The organism is Streptomyces sp. NBC_00989, assembly GCF_045162655.1.
Classification (GTDB): Bacteria; Actinomycetota; Actinomycetes; order Streptomycetales; family Streptomycetaceae; genus Streptomyces.
Genome location: NZ_CP108728.1, coordinates 9,183,022 through 9,199,902, shown reverse-complemented (window position 1 = coordinate 9,199,902; position 16,881 = coordinate 9,183,022). Strand labels below are relative to the sequence as shown.

Genomic DNA, 16,881 nt, shown 5'->3' with positions numbered 1-16,881 from the left:
TGGTTACCAGCCGCGGTTGGCGTAGCGCTCGGCCTCGGGGAGGGTGTCGCAGTTGATGCCGACCATGGCCTCGCCGAGGTTGCGGGACGCGTCCGCGATGATCTTCGGGTCGTCGTAGAAGGTGGTCGCCTTCACGATGGCCGCGGCGCGCTTGGCGGGGTCGCCGGACTTGAAGATGCCGGAGCCGACGAAGACGCCCTCGGCGCCGAGCTGGCGCATCAGCGCGGCGTCGGCGGGGGTGGCGACGCCACCGGCGGAGAACAGCACGACCGGGAGCTTGCCGAGTTCGGCGACCTCGCGAACGATCTCGTACGGGGCGCGCAGCTCCTTGGCGGCGGCGTACAGCTCGTTGTTGTCGAAGCCGCGCAGCTTGGCGATCTCGTTCTTGATCTGGCGCAGGTGGCGGACCGCCTCGACGACGTTGCCGGTGCCGGCCTCGCCCTTGGAGCGGATCATGGCGGCGCCCTCGGCGATGCGGCGCAGTGCCTCGCCCAGGTTGGTGGCACCGCAGACGAAGGGGGTCGTGAAGGCCCACTTGTCGGAGTGGTTGACCTCGTCGGCCGGGGTGAGGACCTCGGACTCGTCGATGTAGTCGACGCCGAGGGACTGCAGGACCTGGGCCTCGACGAAGTGGCCGATGCGGGACTTGGCCATGACCGGGATCGAGACCGCCTCGATGATCTCCTCGATCATCGTCGGGTCGGACATCCGGGCCACGCCGCCGTCCTTGCGGATGTCGGCGGGGACCCGCTCCAGCGCCATGACGGCGACGGCACCGGCGTCCTCGGCGATCTTCGCCTGCTCGGCGTTGACCACGTCCATGATCACACCGCCCTTGAGCTGCTCGGCCATGCCGCGCTTCACGCGCGCGGTGCCGGTCTCGGGAGTCTGGGCGAAGCTGGGGGTGCTGGACACGGGGTGACCTCACTCGGTGAAAGAGGGTTGCTGCAGTACCGAGGAAACGTCAGAGATGCAGGCCACAGCAAGGGCCAATGGGTAGGCGGTGGATCGTTTTCGAACCGCTGTGCCCCAGCGCCCGGTCGGTGGATCACGCCGCGGACGCGGGACGGGGCACCAACTCCCTGACCGCCATGGGGACATGGCCCCAGCCGCATTGGCATCGGTCTCCCCCGCTCCGGTCTTCCCCCCACTCCGGGCCTCGCCCGCGGTGGCAGCCGCTGACGACAACGTCGCCCTCCGCCTGGCCACGGCACGCACTGCGCTCCGCCCACCGGGCCGACGTGGCGCCGTTCCTCTCCTGCGCCCCGATCCACCGGTCAGGCCCTACGCGGCCCGGTCCACCAGTGCCGCCGGCGGCTCGTCGTCCATCTCGAAGGCCATCGGGAAGGGGGCGTGCCCGGCCAGCCGGAACCAGCGGACCTTGCGGTGCCGGCGCAGGGCGCGGGCGGCGCGTACGGAGTCGTTGTGGAAGCGCCGGGCCATGGGCACCCGCCGTACCGCCTCGGTGAGTTCGCGGGCCGCCGACTCTCCCCCGGGTGCCTCGCGGACGCCCTCGACCTGCGGGGCCTCGGCGAAGACGGCGCGCAGGGCCTGGCTCAACTCGCTCTCGGCGACCTCCCGTTGCTCCTCCTCGGCCTGCCGGGCGGCGTGCGCGGCCTCGTAGAGGACGATCGAGGCGGCCGGGTCGAGGACTCCGGAGGTGGCCAGTTCCTGGGTCACCGAGGCGCGGCGCAGCAGTTGGGCGTCGAGTGCGGCGCGGGCCGCGTCGATCCGGGCGTGCAGCCGGTCGAGCCGCCCCGCGGTCCAGCTCAGGTACAGGCCGATCGCCACGAGGGCGACGAGGATCCAGATCAGGGTTGGCGTCACGGGCGGCAAGGCTACCCGCCCGTGGTCACGGTCCCGTCAGGTCCCACGCGCACCGGAAACCCCCGTGCCCCGTGGACGAGTCGGGGGTGTTCTTCGAGCGGGCGGCGACCCGGTAGCGATGGCAGTAGGAGGCGTGACAGAGGTACGAGCCGCCGCGGATCACGCGCTCCGCGCCGCCCGGTACGAAGGAGTCGGCGCACCACTCCCACACGTTGCCCGAGGTGTTCAACAGGCCGAAGCCGTTGGGCTCGTACGCGTCCACCGGGACCGTGCCGGTCGCGCCCCCGGGGCGGGTGCTGGCCCGGGGGAAGTCGCCCTGCCAGGTGTTGAGTCGCTCCGGTGCGAAGTCGTCGCCCCAGGGGTAACGCCGGCCCTCCTGGCCACCGCGCGCCGCGTACTCCCACTCGGCCTCGGTGGGCAGCCGGGCGCCCGCCCAGGCGCAGTAGGCGAGCGCGTCGTGGTACGACACGTGCACCACGGGGTGGTCGGCGCGGCCCGTGACGTCCGAGCCGGGGCCCTCCGGCGCGCTCCAGGAGGCGCCGTCCACGCCGAGCCACCAGGGTGCCGCCTCGACCTGCCCGAACACGGCGTCCCGCGCGCGGGGATGCAGCAGCAGGTGGAACACGAACGAACTGCCGTACCGCTCCGCCTCGGTGACGTATCCGGTGTCCTCCACGAACCGGGCGAAGCGCGCGTTGGTGACGGCGGTCGCGTCGATACGGAACCGTTCGACGGTGACCGTCCGGACAGGCCCTTCGGCGTCCTCCGGGTAGCCCTCGCCGAACGCGTCGCCCATACGGAACTCGCCCCCGGGAAGGGCGATCGCGCGGCTGTCGTCACAGCTCGCAGGAGAGGCCGGAGAGGTGAATCGGCCGCCCGGAGAAGTGAGTTGGGAAAGCGAACTGCCCTCCCGTCCCCCCGGAGCGGCGAGTTGGAAAAGCGAACCGTCCTCCCCGCGCGCGGGCGCACAGGGCATACGGGGCATACAGCACGGCGCCCCCGCGCGGTCCTCCCCCGGCACTCTCAGTCCCGGGCCAGTCCGAACCGTGCCCGGAGTCCGGTGCGTTCGTCGGTGGCGACGGCCGCGGCGCCGGCGGTCACCGTCTCGTACACGGACAGGATGTCGGCCCCGACCGTCGACCAGTCGAACCGCCGCACATGGGCGCTCCCGCTCCGCCGCAGCTCCGCCAGCCGCTCGGGGTCCCCCAGCAGCCGTACGGCCGCCTCGGCGAGCGCGTCCGCGTCCTCGTTGGCGAACAGCTCGCCCGCGACGCCCTGGTCGAGGACCTGGGCGAAGGCGGGCAGGTCGGAGGCGAGCACCGGGGCGCCCGCCGACATGGCCTCGACGAGGATGATGCCGAAGCTCTCGCCGCCGGTGTTGGGGGCGATGTAGAGGTCGATGCTGCGCAGGAAGCGGGCCTTGTCCTCGTCGCTGACCATGCCGAGGAACTCGACGCGCGAGCGCAGTTCCTTGGGCAGCGATTCGACGGCCTCCTCCTCGTCGCCGCGACCGGCGACCAGGAGCCGGGCGTTAGGGCGCTCGGCGAGGATCTTCGGCAGGGCGTTCATCAGCACCGGGAGGCCCTTGCGGGGCTCGTCGATGCGCCCTATGAAGCCGATGGTCTCGCCCTGCCACTCGGCCTTGGGCTCGGCGCGGGCGAAGTAGTCGACGTCGACGCCGTTCGGGATGACGACCGCGTCCCCGCCGAGGTGTTCGACGAGCGTGCGGCGGGCGTACTCGCTCACGGCGATCCGCGCGCTGATCTTCTCCAGCGCGGCCTGGAGGATCGAGTACGCGGCGATCATCGCCCGGGAGCGCGGGTTCGAGGTGTGGAAAGTGGCGACGATCGGACCCTGCGCCGCCCAGCAGGCGAGCAGGCCGAGGGACGGCGAGGTCGGTTCGTGGATGTGGATGACGTCGAACTCGCCGTCGTGCAGCCAGCGCCGGACCCGGGCCGCCGACAGGAAACCGAAGTTCAGCCGGGCCACCGAGCCGTTGTACGGCACCGGGACCGCGCGGCCGGCCGAGACGACGTACGGCGGCAGCGGGGTGTCGTCGTCGGCCGGAGCCAGCACGGACACCTCGTGGCCGAGCCGGATGAAGTACTCGGCGAGGTCCCTGATGTGGAACTGGACGCCGCCTGGCACGTCCCAGGAGTAGGGGCAGACGATGCCGATCCTCACGAGGGTCCCTTCGTGGGATCGAGATCCGCGAGCCACAAGCGCTGCAGCATGTGCCAGTCCTCCGGGTGGTCGGCGATGCCGGTGGCGAAAGCGTCTGCCAGCGCCTGTGTGATGACAGACGTCTTCTCGGCCCGGTCACCTGACTCCGGCACCTCGACCGGCGGGTGGACGCGCCCCTTCATGACCGGCGAGTCGTCGTACCAGAGCGTCACGGGGAGCAGCAGCGCGCCCGTCTGCTGGGCGAGGAGGGCCGGTCCGGCGGGCATCCGGGTGGTCTCGCCGAAGAACTTGACCTCGACCCCGGAGGCGGACAGGTCGCGCTCGGCGACCAGGCAGACCAGGCCGCCGTCGCGCAGCCGCCGGGCGAGCGTGCCGAAGGCGGTGCCGCCGCTGTGCGGCAGGACCTCCATGCCGAGGCCCTCGCGGTAGGCGACGAACCGGTCGTAGAGCGTCTCCGGCTTGAGACGTTCGGCCACCGTGGTGAACGGGGTCTCCAGCTTGGTGGTGACCCAGGCGCCGGCGAGGTCCCAGTTGGCCATGTGGGGCAGCGCGAGGATGACACCGCGGTCGGAGGCGATGCCGTCCGTGAGGTGGTGGACGTCCTTGGGCTCGAAGCCCGCCTTCACGCGCTCGGCGCTCCAGGCGGGCAGCCGGAAGGACTCCATCCAGTAGCGCAGGTACGACCGCATGCCCGCGCGCGAGAGCTCGGCGAGCCGCTCGGGGCTCGCGTCGGGCACCACGCGCGCGTAGTTGCTCTCCAGCCGCTGCACGCCCTTGCCGCGGCGTTTCCAGGCGAGGTCGGCGACGGTGCGGCCGAGCCGGACGGCGACCGGCTCGGGGAGCTTCTTGACCGCGCCCCAGCCGAGGCCGTAGAGCGCGTCGGTCAGCCGCTCCTGGGCACTGCTCACGGAGTCGCCCCGCTGCTGTGCTGTTCCGCGGACGCGGACTCCTCGGCCGCCGTGGCGTCGGCCTCCGCGGCCTCCCGGCGAACCGTGACGACGCGCTGGATCAGCGTGACCAGGCTGCCGACGGCGACGATCCACAGCGCGATCGGCAGCAGCCACTGGATGCCCGGGACGCCGAACTTGTGCAGTCCCGAGAGACCGCACGCGACCAGCGAGATCACGAGCCGCTCGGCCCGCTCGACCAGACCGTTGACGGCGACCGGCAGACCGATCGACTCGCCGCGCGCCTTGGTGTACGACACCACCTGGCCGCTGGCCAGGCAGAAGATCGAGACGGCGCAAAGGGCGATGTTGTCGCCGCCGCCCGCGTACCAGAGGGCCAGTCCGCCGAAGACCGCGCTGTCGGCCACCCGGTCGAGCGTGGAGTCGAGGAAGGCGCCCCAGCGGCTGGAGCGGCCCAGCTGGCGGGCCATGTTGCCATCGACGAGGTCGGAGAACACGAACAGCGTGATCACGACCGTGCCCCAGAAGAACTCGCCCATGGGATAGAAGACCAGCGCGCCCGCGACCACTCCGGCGGTACCGAGGAGGGTGACCGTGTCGGGGCTGACGCCCCGGCGGATCAGAAACGCGGCGAACGGCGTGAGGACACGCGTGAAGAATGCACGCGCGTACTTGTTCAGCATGGCCTTCCCGAGGGTCGGTGTCGCCGCGCGGCCCCTGCTGGCCACCGGCTGGCCCATCGTAGCCACGCGCACGCGTGGGCGACGGCCGGGCACCCGCGTGCCCATGTTTCGAATGGCTCTCAGCACGACGCGATGCCATCGGTGTCACGGCCGGATCGCGTCCGCTGTATGGACGCACCGTGACGGGAGTGGAAAGCTCGAAGCACCGCGGGCGTCATCGGAGCCGCCACCGCACGCGGCTGCGTGTGTCCGCGCCCACAGTGACCTCACCGTGTACGGGAGGCAAGGCCATGGGCGACAAGGCGAACGCACACCCCGGAGCCGCCGGCAGGGCTACAGCGGCCGACCACCCCGCGTCCGTACGGAATGTGGTGCTGGTCGGCCACTCCGGATCGGGCAAGACGACTCTGGTGGAGGCCCTCGCGCTGACCGCGGGGGCGGTGAACAGGGCGGGCCGCGTGGAGGACGGCGGCACCGTCTCCGACTACGACGAGATCGAGCACCGGCAGCAGCGCTCGGTGCAGCTCTCCCTGGTGCCCGTCGAGTGGGACGGGTACAAGGTCAATCTTCTCGATACTCCCGGATACGCCGATTTCGTCGGGGAGTTGAGGGCCGGTCTGCGAGCGGCGGACGCGGCCCTCTTCGTCGTCTCGGCCTCCGACGGCGTGGACGGCTCGACCCGCATGGTGTGGGAGGAGTGCGCGGCGGTCGGCATGCCGCGCGCCATCGTCATCACGCATCTGGAGTCCGCGCGCGCGGACTTCGAGGGGATGACCCGAAACTGCGCGGAGGCGTTCGGCGCGGACGACCCCGACGCCGTACTCCCGCTGTATCTGCCGCTGCACGGCGCGCCGGGGCCGGACGGGCACGCGCCCGTGGCCGGTCTGGTCGGGCTGCTGTCGCAGAAGGTGTTCGACTACGCGTCCGGGGAGCGCAAGGAGTCCGAGCCCGGGCCCGAGCAGCTGCCGCGGATCGAGGAGGCCCGCAACCGGCTCATCGAGGGGATCATCGCGGAGAGCGAGGACGAGACCCTCATGGACCGCTATCTCGGCGGCGAGGACATCGACGTCAAGACGCTCATCGGCGACCTGGAGCGGGCCGTCGCGCGCGGGGTCTTCTTCCCCGTTCTGGCGGCCGCTCCCGCCGCCGAGGGCGCCCGGCAGGGCCTCGGCACGGTCGAGCTGCTGGAGCTGATCACGGGCGGCTTCCCGACCCCGCTGGAGCGCGCGGCGCCCGGGGTCACCACGGTCGACGGCAGGGCGCGGGAGCTCAAGCCGTGCGACCCGAACGGGCCGCTGGTCGCCGAGGTCGTGAAGACCGCCTCCGACCCGTACGTCGGCCGGGTCTCCTTGGTCCGCGTCTTCTCCGGGACGCTGCGGCCCGACGCGACCGTCCATGTCTCCGGGCACGGGCTCGCCGACCGCGGGCACGAGGACCACGACGTCGACGAACGCGTCGGCTCCCTGTCCGCGCCCTTCGGCAAACAGCAGCGGGCGCTCACGCACTGCATCGCGGGCGACCTCGCGTGCGTGGCGAAGCTGGGCCGCGCGGAGACCGGGGACACGCTTTCGGCCAAGGACGACCCGCTGCTCATGGAGCCCTGGGAGATGCCCGACCCGCTGCTGCCGCTCGCCATCCAGGCGCACAGCAAGGCGGACGAGGACAAGCTCTCGCAGGGCCTGAGCAGGCTCGTCGCCGAGGACCCGACCATGCGCCTGGAACAGAACCAGGACACCCACCAGGTCGTCCTGTGGTGCCTCGGCGAGGCCCACGCGGACGTCGCCCTGGAACGGCTGCGCAGTCGCTACGGCGTCCAGGTCGACCTCGTGCCGCACAAGGTCTCCCTACGGGAGACGTTCGCCGCCAAGGCGCAGGGGCGCGGCCGGCACGTCAAACAGTCGGGCGGGCACGGGCAGTTCGCGATCTGCGAGATCGAGGTCGAACCGCTGCCGGGCGGCACGGGCATCGAGTTCGTGGACAAGGTCATCGGCGGTGCGGTGCCCCGGCAGTTCATCCCGTCGGTGGAGAAGGGCGTAAGGGCCCAGGCCGCCAGGGGAGTTGCCGCCGGGCATCCGCTTCTCGACGTACGGATCACGCTCCTGGACGGCAAGGCGCACTCGGTGGACTCCTCGGACGCCGCGTTCCAGACGGCCGGCGCGCTGGCCCTGCGGGAGGCCGCGATCGACGCGAGGATCCATCTCCTGGAACCGGTGGCCGAGGTGACCGTGCTGGTCGGCGACGACTACGTGGGCGCCGTGATGAGCGACCTGTCCGGGCGGCGCGGCCGGGTGCTCGGCACCGAGCAGACGACCGGTGGGCGCACGCTCATCCGGGCCGAGGTGCCGGAGATCGAGATCGGCCGCTACGCCGTCGACCTCCGCTCCCTCTCGCACGGCACCGCGCGCTTCAACCGCACGTACGCCCGCCATGAGCCGATGCCTGCGCAGATCGCCGAGCGGATCCGTGAAGAGGCGGGCGACGCCTAGCAGTTGATGCCGAACGGCTCACTTGTGGCGTGCGACGGCCCACAAGTGGCTTAAACGGAACACTTTCCTCCGGGTCAGCGGCGCGAGTGAGCCGTACGGGCGCGCCGGTGTCGAGAGGTCGAGCGCGCGGAGGCCCGAAGGGCTGAGCACGGTCGGGCACTCGACACCGGCTGAGAGCGCCCGGGAGGCGAACGAGCCAAAAAGAGGGGCTTCGGTCGTCCGCTGACGAATGTCAGTGGCTGCCGATACGCTGATGACCTGATCAACAGGTGTGCGGAGCAAGGAAGTCGGGAAAGCCGCAGAAGCGGGAACAGCGGCGATCGGGGGGCGGGAATGACCGTTGACAGCGGTTACGCGGACATCTTCGGACCACAGGTGCCGCGTACCGGCGACGAGGGGCAGACGGCGACCTACGCGCTGGCCTCGGCGGCCTACCGGGACAACCCGGTGGGCGACATCAAGAAGGCCGACAACGAATGGCACCAGACGGCCGTCAACGACGGCCGCAAGTGGGCGACGATCTTCCGCCCGAACCTGGGTGAGGCGTTCTCCGGAGCCCTGGTGGCCCGCATGCTCGGCCAGGGGCGCAAGCCGCTGATCCAGTCGTTCGGCACCGAACCGCAGGCCGTCGTCGAGCATGCCCTGGCCGCCAACAACATCCGCCGGGCGCGGGACAACAGGCTGTCCATGATCATGGTGCTGTGCGGCCTGCTCTTCCTGCCCGGGCTCGTCGTCTGGCTGCTGATCTTCCAGCTGCGCAGCATGGTCGACAAGCGCACCCAGACCAACAAGAGGGCCGGCGCGATCGCCACGACCCTGCTGGTGGCCGTGGGCGCCGTCGCCGTGATCTTCCTGATCAAGATGCCGTTCACCGGCTTCTGGGCCTGGTACGCACGCGCGTGCGTCGTCCTCCCGGTGGTCGGCTGGCTGTGGGCCAAGCAGGTCTGCGAGAACACCGCGAAGGACCTGCGCGGGCGCTGGGACAGCCTGCTGTCGGGCAGCAGCGTCGGCGCCAAGGTCCCCGAGGCGGTGCCGACCAGCCCCGGGGAGACCCAGGCCGAGCAGCTCCGCCAGTCCCTCGCCAAGCTCAGCGCCGAGCAGCAGTCCAACTCGATCTTCTACGCCGGCCCCAAGGGCATCCTCGGCATGGGCACCCGCTGGGGCAGCTGGCAGCTCGCCGAGGACCTGATCGCGCGGGACGCCGCCCGGGAGATCCACCCCTTCCGCAGCTGGGACGTCATCCGCAACATCCATGACGACCTGCGCATGCTGGAGCGGAACACCATCAACACCGGCGGCTTCCCCAAGGCGTCCATACGCCACTGGGTCGTCACGCCGATCGGCGAGGGTGCCAAGGCCGTGTCCCGGCCCGAGGGCACGGACGTCGACGCGTACCAGGTCAAGACGCACGCGATACAGGACATCTGCAACAAGCAGCAGTTCGGCGCCGGCGACCGCCACTACCTGGGCGTCCAATGGACGCTCTGGGAAGGACAGTTGATCATCACCATGATGATCACGGTCACCGTGCTGCACAAGACGCTGCGCATCGAGATCACCGGGCACGCCCTGGGCCCCGTGAACTCGCTGTTCACCGGCAAGCCCGAGGCCCCCTCGAAGGACGTCCAGAAGACCCTCAAGCCCTGGGAGACCCGCAAGGTCAAGCTCCCGCTCGTCCCCGCCGACGAGGTCGTACGCCTCGCCGTCCGCGCCCCGATCACCTGGTACCCGCCGCTGCTGAACTGGCTCGGCGGTTCCATATCCCTGCCCGAGCCGTTCGGCCTGCGGCACGCCTGGGCCGACCAGCCCTGGCGCCACCGCTTCATGGCGGACGACGCGCTGCGCGCCGCGACACCGGTCCTGCGCGTGGTCCACGCCGCGGCGATCCGCGTCCTGGAGGAGAACGGCGTGGACACGGAGAAGTTCGGCAACCGCTCGTCGTTCCTCAGCACGAGCGTGCAGGACGCGTCACCGAGGAAAGCAGACCTCTACGACGCGTAAGCGTCCCCGCAGGGCGCCGCGTGGCTCACGCCGTGGGCCACGCGTCCGCGAGCATCTTCCGCGTGTCCGCGAGGAGTTGGGGCAGCACCTTCGTGTGGCCGACCACCGGCATGAAGTTCGTGTCGCCGCCCCAGCGCGGGACGATGTGCTGGTGCAGGTGGGCGGCGATACCCGCGCCCGCCACGCTCCCCTGGTTCATGCCGATGTTGAAGCCGTGCGCGCCGGACGCGGTACGCAGGGCCGTCATCGCCTGCTTGGTGAGCGCGGCCAGCTCCACGGTCTCGGCGTCCGTCAGGTCGGTGTAGTCCGCGACGTGACGGTAGGGCACGACCATCAGATGGCCGCCGTTGTACGGGTACAGATTGAGCACCCCGTACACCAGCTCACCACGCCTGACGATCAGCCCGTCCTCGTCCGATTTCGCCGGAATCGAGCAGAAGGGGCAACCGTCGTCGGCACCGGGGCCGGTCGGCTTGTTCTCACCCTGGATGTAGGCCATCCGGTGGGGCGTCCAGAGGCGCTGGAACGCGTCCGGCGTGCCCACTCCGATCTGCTGCTCCGGCTCACTCGTCATGCAAGGAAGCATATGGCTTCGCCCGTTCGCGGCGTGTCGCCGGGGTTGCGCGAAACCCCTCCCGCGCCAAGCTGGGCCGATGGACGACGACAGCCGCAAGGCCCGCTGGGAGCAGCGCACGGAGGTCCCCCTCGCCGTGGCGTCGATGGTCTTCCTCGCCGCGTACGCGGTCCGCATCCTGGCCCACGGCCTCCCGGACACCTGGCGGGACCTCTGCCTCGCCGTGCTGTTCGCCGCCTGGGCGCTCTTCGCCGTCGACTACGCGGTCCGCTGGCGGCTGAGCGGGCAGCGGCTGCGCTTCGTCCGCACGCACTGGCTGGACACCCTGGTCCTGCTCCTGCCCCTGCTGCGACCGCTGCGGGTCGTCAGGGTCTACGAGGCCGTCCAGCGACGGCACGGACAGCCCCGACTCGCCCTGCACGCGCGCGTGATGGTCTACGCCGGCCTGTCCACCGTCCTGCTGGGCTTCGCCGGCGCCCTCTCCGTCTACTACGAGGAACACGCGGCCCCGGGCGCGACGATAAGGACGTTCGGCGACGCCGTGTGGTGGACCTGCGCGACCTTCGCGACCGTCGGCTACGGCGACGTGGCTCCGGTCACCCCGCTCGGCCGCCTCATCGCCGTGGGCATGATGGCCATCGGCCTGGCCCTGCTCGGCGCGGTCACGGGGACCTTCGCCTCCTGGCTGCTCCAGGTCTTCACGCGGGAGGACGACGAGAGGCCCCCGGGGATCTGAACTCCCCGAGGGCCTCCCGAACAACAGCAGACTCAGACCTGCGACAGCAGACTCAGACCTGCGCCCTGTCCGCCACGACCTGCTCGATCTTCGCGATGGCCGCGTCGAACGCGATGCCGTTCTCCTGCGAGCCGTCGCGGTAACGGAAGGACACCGTCCCCGCGTTCATGTCCTCGTCGCCGACGATGACCATGAACGGCACCTTCTGCTTCTGCGCGTTGCGGATCTTCTTCTGCATCCGGTCCGAGGACGAGTCGACCTCGACGCGCAGCCCCTTCTTCTTGGCCGCTACGGCGAACTTCTCCAGGTACTCGACATGCCCGTCCCCGATCGGGATCCCGACCGCCTGCACCGGCGCCAGCCACGCCGGGAACGCACCCGCGTAGTGCTCAAGGAGCACCGCGAAGAACCGCTCGATGGAACCGAACAGCGCACGGTGGATCATGACCGGCCGCTGCTTGGACCCGTCGGGACCCGTGTACTCCAGGTCGAACCGCTCCGGCAGGTTGAAGTCCAGCTGGACGGTGGACATCTGCCAGGTCCGCCCGATCGCGTCCTTCGTCTGGACGGAGATCTTCGGACCGTAGAACGCGGCGCCACCCGGGTCGGGCACCAGCGGCAGCCCCTGCTTCTCGGCGACCTGGCGCAGCGTCTCGGTGGCCTCTTCCCAGACCTCGTCCGAGCCGACGAACTTCTCCGGGTCCTTGGTGGACAGTTCCAGGTAGAAGTCCGTCAGGCCGTAGTCCCGCAGCAGGTTGAGGACGAACGTGAGCGTCTTGTCCAGCTCGTCGGCCATCTGCTCGCGGGTGCAGTAGATGTGCGCGTCGTCCTGCGTGAAGCCGCGCGCGCGGGTCAGACCGTGCACGACGCCCGACTTCTCGTACCGGTACACGGTCCCGAACTCGAAGAGGCGCAGCGGCAGTTCACGGTACGAGCGGCCACGCGCGTCGAAGATCAGGTTGTGCATCGGGCAGTTCATGGGCTTGAGGTAGTAGTCCACGCCCTCGTCGAGCTGCATGGGCGGGTACATGCCGTCGGCGTACCAGTCCAGGTGCCCGGACGTCTCGAAGAGCTTCCCCTTCGTCGCGTGCGGGGTGTAGACGAACTCGTAGCCCTCCTCCTCGTGGCGGCGCCGCGAGTAGTCCTCCATGACCCGGCGGACGACACCGCCCTTGGGGTGGAAGACGGCGAGGCCGGAGCCGATCTGCTCCGGGATGGAGAACAGGTCGAGCTCGCTGCCCAGCTTGCGGTGGTCGCGCTTCTCGGCCTCGACCAGGAAGTCGAGGTGCGCCTTCAGCTCCTCCTTGGAGGGCCAGGCGGTGCCGTAGATGCGCTGGAGCATGGGGTTCTTCTCGCTGCCGCGCCAGTAGGCGGCCGCGTTGCGCATCAGCTTGAACGCCGGGATGTTGCGCGTGGTGGGCAGGTGCGGGCCTCGGCAGAGGTCCTTCCAGCACAGGTCGCCGGTCTTGGCGTCGAGGTTGTCGTAGATCGTCAGCTCGCCGCCGCCGACCTCGACGTCCGCGCCGTCGTCGGTCGACGCGGAACCCTTGATACCGATCAGTTCGAGCTTGTACGGCTCGTTCGCCAGCTCTTCGCGGGCGTCCTCGTCGGTGACCACGCGACGGGAGAACTTCTGCCCGCGCTTCTGGATCTCCTGCATCTTCTTCTCGATGGCCTTGAGATCCTCGGGCGTGAACGGCCGCTCGACGTCGAAGTCGTAGTAGAAGCCGTCCTTGACCGGCGGGCCGATGCCCAGCTTGGCCTCGGGGAACAGCTCCTGCACGGCCTGCGCCATGACGTGCGCGGTGGAGTGGCGCAGGATGTTCAGGCCGTCGGTGGAGGAGATCTCGACGGGCTCGACCTCCTCCCCGTCCTTCACCTCGTACGCCAGGTCCTTGAGCTCCCCGGCCACGCGCGCGGCGATGATCGAGCGCTCGCCGGCGAAGAGCTCCGCGGCCGTGGTGCCCGTCGTCACCGTGCGCTCTTCCCGCTCGGAATCGCGTTGGATGATCACACGGACGTCTGACACGGGTCTCTCCTGACTACAGGGTGGATGCGGCGCCATACCGTGAGCGCGCGCAATAGGGGATCGTACCGACCCTAAGGGGCCCACCGCGAAACAGTCGCCCCACTCCCCCGGCTCAGCCCTCCTCCCCGCTGCACGCCTCCTCGAAGAAGTCGAGATTCTCCTGGAGGGACTTCATCAACCGGTCCCGCTCCGCCTCGTCCACCTGCACGGGTACGACCCCGGAGGCGCCGGTGAGCCGACGGAACCCGCCCCGGCTCTCCAGCCGCCCGTGCACCCGCACCGGCAGCCCGACGAGATGGGCGTGCCCGGCTATCCGGTACGACTCCTCGTCCAGCGTCATCCGGACGTGCCCGACCTCGGCGCCGGCGATCACCTGCATCCGTACGGTGCCCTCGCCGCGCGGCCCCGACCTGCGCATCCGCACCACCGAGCCGGTGATGCGCACGGGCATGGCAGGTTCCTCGCGCAGATAACGGGCCCCGGCCGCGCGCAGCACGGGCAGGTCCCCGGGCGAGAACTCGACGGCCTCGGCGGGGGCGGCGCAGCCCTCGGGGACCCCCGCGCCGGGCGCCCACTCGACGGCGATGCGCGCGCCCTCGGTGCCACGCACGAGCACGACGACGGCCTCGGTCAACTCCCGGCTGACTCCCGCCTCCACGGCCCCGTCGAAGGCGTCCATGCCGCCGGTGGCCCGCTCGTAGTCGATGGCCTCGCGGGTGGCGTACAGGGCCTGGTGGAGGCGTACGGCGAGGGCGCGGCCGGTGTCGACGGGGACGAACGCGGTGAGCTGGCGGCCGCCGGGCGCGGAGCCGACGAGGACGTGGTCCAGGGACGCGGCGGCCGGGCGGCGGTGGCGGGCGCCGTAGTAGCCCGCACGCGCGCGTGTGGCGAGTGCGGCGGCGAGCAGCATCTGGCGGGCGGCGGCGCGGAGTTGTTCCTCGACGGTCCAGGGCGCGGCGCCTGCCGGTCCGGTCGGGATGTCGCGCCACCAGCGGATCTCGTCGCTCGATACGGCGAGGCCGACGAGGACCTCGCGGGCGGAGGGGGTGTTGCTGCGGGCGAGCGCGATGAGCGCCTCGCCGAGAAGATCGTCGCTGTCGGGGAAGGCCCGGCTCTCGGGGACCAGCAGGCTGGTCCCCGAGCCGCCGGGCCCGGGTGGGGTCCAGCGGCCGTACCGTCCGGCGGCTCCGCCGCGCCGCTGCCAGCCGTGCCGGCGCAGCAGGGCGCCGAGGACGGCGGGGTCGACCTCGCCGGGTTCGGGAGCGCGGTCCCAGGACGCGTCGTCGGCGTGGTCGTCGGGATGCGGTCGTACCGCCCGCAGGTGTTCCTCGACCGAACGGTGCCTCATGGCCTGCCTCCCGTCCCGACCCGCGTCATGATCTCGCACAGCGCCCGGTCGTCGAAGATGCGCGAGGTCGGTATGCGCACGGTGGTCCGGGTCCTGCCGGTGATCGCGTGGCCGGCGAGGTTGACCCAGTAGCAGCAGTGCCGCAGGTCGAGCCGGTCGTGGCTGGCGCGCAGCCAGTCGTCCTGGGAACGCGGGACGAGCATCACGACCAGGATCTTGTGCACCGAGACCGGTGTGCGGGCGAGCTTGCGCAGATGGTCGTTGTCGAGCGTGAAGGAGAAGGAACGTCCCGGCGGATTCGGCGGGATCTGATAGGTGCACTTGAGCTGCACTTTTATCGTGACCTCGTCGTCCACCGTGTGCCCGGGCGAGCCGTGACTGACGTGCCAGTCGATGCCGTTGTCCGGAAAGGGTTGCGACAGCGAGCAGCCTGCCGCGGCGGCGACGGCGTGCAGATAGCCCACCTGCAGAGTCTCCATGCAGGCGGTGGTGGCGAGCGATCCGCGCTGGGGTGCCGTCCGTTCGGGCAGCAGCCCGCCCCGCTCGGGCTGCGCTATCACCATGGCCAACAGCCTTCCGAGTTCAGGTGTATCCCGGTGCCGGGTCGCTGAACTGCAAAGACCCGTACTCCTGTTGTCTCCTTCCGGCGTATGGCGCAAACAGCCCGGGTATCACCAAACAGGCAGAAGACGGTACGTCAGCTGCCGTGGGTGAACGAGGAGTTGTGTACGTATGACGTGCTGGTACGAGGGCCCGTTGGCCGCGTTCGACACGGAGACCACGGGCGTGGATGTGGAGACCGACCGGATCGTGTCGGCCGCCGTGGTCGTCCAGGACGCCCCCGGTACCCGTCCCCGGGTGACCCGGTGGCTGGTGAACCCGGGGGTGCCGGTGCCCGCCGGGGCGACGGCGATCCATGGACTGACGGACGAGCATCTTCAGCGCAACGGCCGCTGGCCCGCGCCGGTGATGCACGAGATAGCCGACGAGCTGGCCGAACAGGCAGCGATGGGACGCCCGTTGGTGGTCATGAACGCACCGTTCGACCTGACCCTGCTGGACCGCGAGCTGCGCCGCCACCGCGCGTGCACGCTGGACCACTGGTTCGAGTCGACGGCGCTGCGGGTCATGGATCCCCGGGTCCTGGACAAACACCTGGACCGCTACCGCAAGGGCCGCCGCACCCTCACCGACCTGTGCGCGCACTACGGCGTCACGCTGGACGGCGCGCACGACGCGGGCGCGGACGCACTGGCCTCCCTGGAGGTCGTACGCGCCCTGGGCCGCCGCTTCGCGACCCGTCTGGAACGCCTGTCCCCCGCCGAGCTGCACACCCTGCAGTCGACGTGGCACGCGGCCCAAGCACGCGGTCTCCAGGCCTGGTTCGCCCGCAGCGGCACCCCGGAATCGGTGGACCAGTCGTGGCCACTGCGCCCGGACCTGACGGCGGAGGCCGCATAGCCGCACGGGCCGAACAGCCGTACAGGGACAGCAAAAAGCCGGTCCGCTGCTGCGGACCGGCCTTTCCCGGTGGGCGATACTGGGTTCGAACCAGTGACCTCTTCGGTGTGAACGAAGCGCTCTCCCACTGAGCTAATCGCCCGGGAACGCACCGAACAATACAGGCCCCCGCCGGTTTCCTTCAAACCGCTTCGGTCAGACCGCCGCCAGGTGTGCGCGGAGCCCGCGTCGTCCGGCCCGCATCATCAGCGCGTGGTTGAGGCGGAACACCGGCCGCCCGGGTACGGCGAACCGCCTGAGCGACGGCCGGTTCAGGTCGACCTCCTGGTCGTAGCGGGCGAGCGTGCCGGAGCCGTCGGCCGTGAGCGTCCACCGCGCCCAGCCCACCAGATCGCCGGTCATCGCGATCTCCAGCACCCCGGCGTCCGGATCGCGCCGCACTTCGCGCGCGGTGAAGGTCAGGACGTACGGCAGGCTCGCGCGGATGTGGATGACGCCGGTCGTGTCGTCGATCCGGTCGACCTCGCGCACCTGCGGCCACCAGCGGGGATAATCCTCGGCCCGTTCCAGGACCGGGTACACGACGGCGGGCGGCGCGGGCAGGGACCACCGGGCGCGGAAGCGGTAATGGGTCCAGTCCATGG

15 protein-coding genes and 1 tRNA gene are annotated in these 16,881 nt (G+C 70.7%); 4 read left to right on the top strand and 12 right to left on the bottom strand.

The genetic code is table 11. From position 1 onward, the window contains the following. Positions 1 to 3 precede the first annotated feature (3 nt). The 6 genes from pdxS to pgsA all read right to left on the bottom strand — a co-directional run bounded on the left by pdxS (position 4) and on the right by pgsA (position 5,659). Positions 4 to 915, bottom strand: a complete 912-nt coding sequence (gene pdxS / locus OG714_RS41365) for a pyridoxal 5'-phosphate synthase lyase subunit PdxS (protein WP_406128846.1) — start codon at positions 913 to 915, stop codon at positions 4 to 6. A gap of 369 nt (positions 916 to 1,284) precedes the next feature. Then, positions 1,285 to 1,827: a hypothetical protein gene (locus OG714_RS41360; RefSeq protein ID WP_406128844.1), complete on the bottom strand. Its 543-nt coding sequence runs from the start codon at positions 1,825 to 1,827 to the stop codon at positions 1,285 to 1,287. Positions 1,828 to 1,852: 25 nt separating this feature from the next. Then, a complete protein-coding gene (locus OG714_RS41355; protein ID WP_406132125.1) occupies positions 1,853 to 2,803 on the bottom strand; it encodes a formylglycine-generating enzyme family protein in 951 nt (316 codons plus the stop codon). Between the two features lie 47 nt (positions 2,804 to 2,850). Beyond that, positions 2,851 to 4,011, bottom strand: a complete 1,161-nt coding sequence (locus tag OG714_RS41350) for a glycosyltransferase family 4 protein (RefSeq protein WP_406128842.1) — start codon at positions 4,009 to 4,011, stop codon at positions 2,851 to 2,853. Next, positions 4,008 to 4,919, bottom strand: coding sequence for a phosphatidylinositol mannoside acyltransferase (locus OG714_RS41345; protein WP_406128840.1), 912 nt, complete (start codon positions 4,917 to 4,919; stop codon positions 4,008 to 4,010). The genes OG714_RS41350 and OG714_RS41345 overlap by 4 nt, the downstream gene beginning before the upstream one ends. Next, complete coding sequence (gene pgsA, locus OG714_RS41340) at positions 4,916 to 5,659, bottom strand: phosphatidylinositol phosphate synthase (RefSeq protein ID WP_406132124.1); 744 nt, start codon at positions 5,657 to 5,659, stop codon at positions 4,916 to 4,918. The genes OG714_RS41345 and pgsA overlap by 4 nt, the downstream gene beginning before the upstream one ends. Positions 5,660 to 5,892: 233 nt before the next feature. On the opposite strand from pgsA, the gene OG714_RS41335 reads away from it, so the two are divergent. After that, positions 5,893 to 8,088: an elongation factor G-like protein EF-G2 gene (locus OG714_RS41335; protein ID WP_406128838.1), complete on the top strand. Its 2,196-nt coding sequence runs from the start codon at positions 5,893 to 5,895 to the stop codon at positions 8,086 to 8,088. 333 nt (positions 8,089 to 8,421) lie between these two features. Beyond that, complete coding sequence (locus OG714_RS41330; protein ID WP_406128836.1) at positions 8,422 to 10,089, top strand: hypothetical protein; 1,668 nt, start codon at positions 8,422 to 8,424, stop codon at positions 10,087 to 10,089. 25 nt (positions 10,090 to 10,114) lie between these two features. Here OG714_RS41330 and OG714_RS41325 read toward each other — a convergent pair whose 3' ends face one another. Further along, entirely contained in the window at positions 10,115 to 10,675 is a 561-nt protein-coding gene (locus OG714_RS41325; protein WP_033282250.1) for an HIT domain-containing protein, read from the bottom strand. A gap of 67 nt (positions 10,676 to 10,742) precedes the next feature. On the opposite strand from OG714_RS41325, the gene OG714_RS41320 reads away from it, so the two are divergent. Then, entirely contained in the window at positions 10,743 to 11,399 is a 657-nt protein-coding gene (locus OG714_RS41320; RefSeq protein WP_406128835.1) for a potassium channel family protein, read from the top strand. 52 nt (positions 11,400 to 11,451) lie between these two features. Here the strand turns inward: OG714_RS41320 and thrS are convergent, their stop codons facing one another. The 3 genes from thrS to OG714_RS41305 all read right to left on the bottom strand — a co-directional run bounded on the left by thrS (position 11,452) and on the right by OG714_RS41305 (position 15,339). Continuing rightward, positions 11,452 to 13,428 carry a threonine--tRNA ligase gene (gene thrS / locus OG714_RS41315; protein ID WP_406128833.1) on the bottom strand — a complete coding sequence of 659 codons (1,977 nt, stop codon included), beginning with the start codon at positions 13,426 to 13,428 and terminating at the stop codon, positions 11,452 to 11,454. Between the two features lie 112 nt (positions 13,429 to 13,540). Next, on the bottom strand, positions 13,541 to 14,776 hold the full coding sequence (locus OG714_RS41310) for a hypothetical protein (RefSeq protein ID WP_406128831.1): 1,236 nt from the start codon (positions 14,774 to 14,776) through the stop codon (positions 13,541 to 13,543). After that, the gene (locus tag OG714_RS41305; protein WP_019059792.1) at positions 14,773 to 15,339 is read right to left on the bottom strand and encodes a DUF4365 domain-containing protein; all 567 of its coding nucleotides are present in this window, start codon (positions 15,337 to 15,339) and stop codon (positions 14,773 to 14,775) included. Before OG714_RS41305 ends, OG714_RS41310 begins: the two co-directional genes overlap by 4 nt. A gap of 169 nt (positions 15,340 to 15,508) precedes the next feature. Here OG714_RS41305 and OG714_RS41300 point away from each other — a divergent pair, with 169 nt between their 5' ends. Next, positions 15,509 to 16,237: a 3'-5' exonuclease gene (locus OG714_RS41300; RefSeq protein ID WP_406128829.1), complete on the top strand. Its 729-nt coding sequence runs from the start codon at positions 15,509 to 15,511 to the stop codon at positions 16,235 to 16,237. 70 nt (positions 16,238 to 16,307) lie between these two features. On the opposite strand, the gene OG714_RS41295 is transcribed toward OG714_RS41300, so the two are convergent. Both OG714_RS41295 and OG714_RS41290 read right to left on the bottom strand, forming a co-directional pair. After that, a tRNA-Val gene (locus tag OG714_RS41295) sits at positions 16,308 to 16,379 on the bottom strand. Positions 16,380 to 16,432: 53 nt separating this feature from the next. Beyond that, positions 16,433 to 16,879 (bottom strand): SRPBCC family protein, encoded by a 447-nt coding sequence (locus OG714_RS41290; RefSeq protein ID WP_406128828.1) that lies wholly within the window; start codon positions 16,877 to 16,879, stop codon positions 16,433 to 16,435. Positions 16,880 to 16,881: the final 2 nt, after the last annotated feature.

Excerpts from the sequence above, each read along its gene's own strand:
- OG714_RS41355 (WP_406132125.1), bottom strand. The coding sequence starts at position 2,803 with ATGCCCTGTGCGCCCGCGCGCGGGGAGGACGGTTCGCTTTTCCAACTC.
- pgsA (WP_406132124.1), bottom strand. The coding sequence starts at position 5,659 with ATGGGCCAGCCGGTGGCCAGCAGGGGCCGCGCGGCGACACCGACCCTC.
- OG714_RS41335 (WP_406128838.1), top strand. The coding sequence starts at position 5,893 with ATGGGCGACAAGGCGAACGCACACCCCGGAGCCGCCGGCAGGGCTACA.
- OG714_RS41330 (WP_406128836.1), top strand. The coding sequence starts at position 8,422 with ATGACCGTTGACAGCGGTTACGCGGACATCTTCGGACCACAGGTGCCG.
- OG714_RS41325 (WP_033282250.1), bottom strand. The coding sequence starts at position 10,675 with ATGCTTCCTTGCATGACGAGTGAGCCGGAGCAGCAGATCGGAGTGGGC.
- OG714_RS41320 (WP_406128835.1), top strand. The coding sequence starts at position 10,743 with ATGGACGACGACAGCCGCAAGGCCCGCTGGGAGCAGCGCACGGAGGTC.
- OG714_RS41310 (WP_406128831.1), bottom strand. The coding sequence starts at position 14,776 with ATGAGGCACCGTTCGGTCGAGGAACACCTGCGGGCGGTACGACCGCAT.
- OG714_RS41305 (WP_019059792.1), bottom strand. The coding sequence starts at position 15,339 with ATGGTGATAGCGCAGCCCGAGCGGGGCGGGCTGCTGCCCGAACGGACG.
- OG714_RS41300 (WP_406128829.1), top strand. The coding sequence starts at position 15,509 with ATGACGTGCTGGTACGAGGGCCCGTTGGCCGCGTTCGACACGGAGACC.
- OG714_RS41290 (WP_406128828.1), bottom strand. The coding sequence starts at position 16,879 with ATGGACTGGACCCATTACCGCTTCCGCGCCCGGTGGTCCCTGCCCGCG.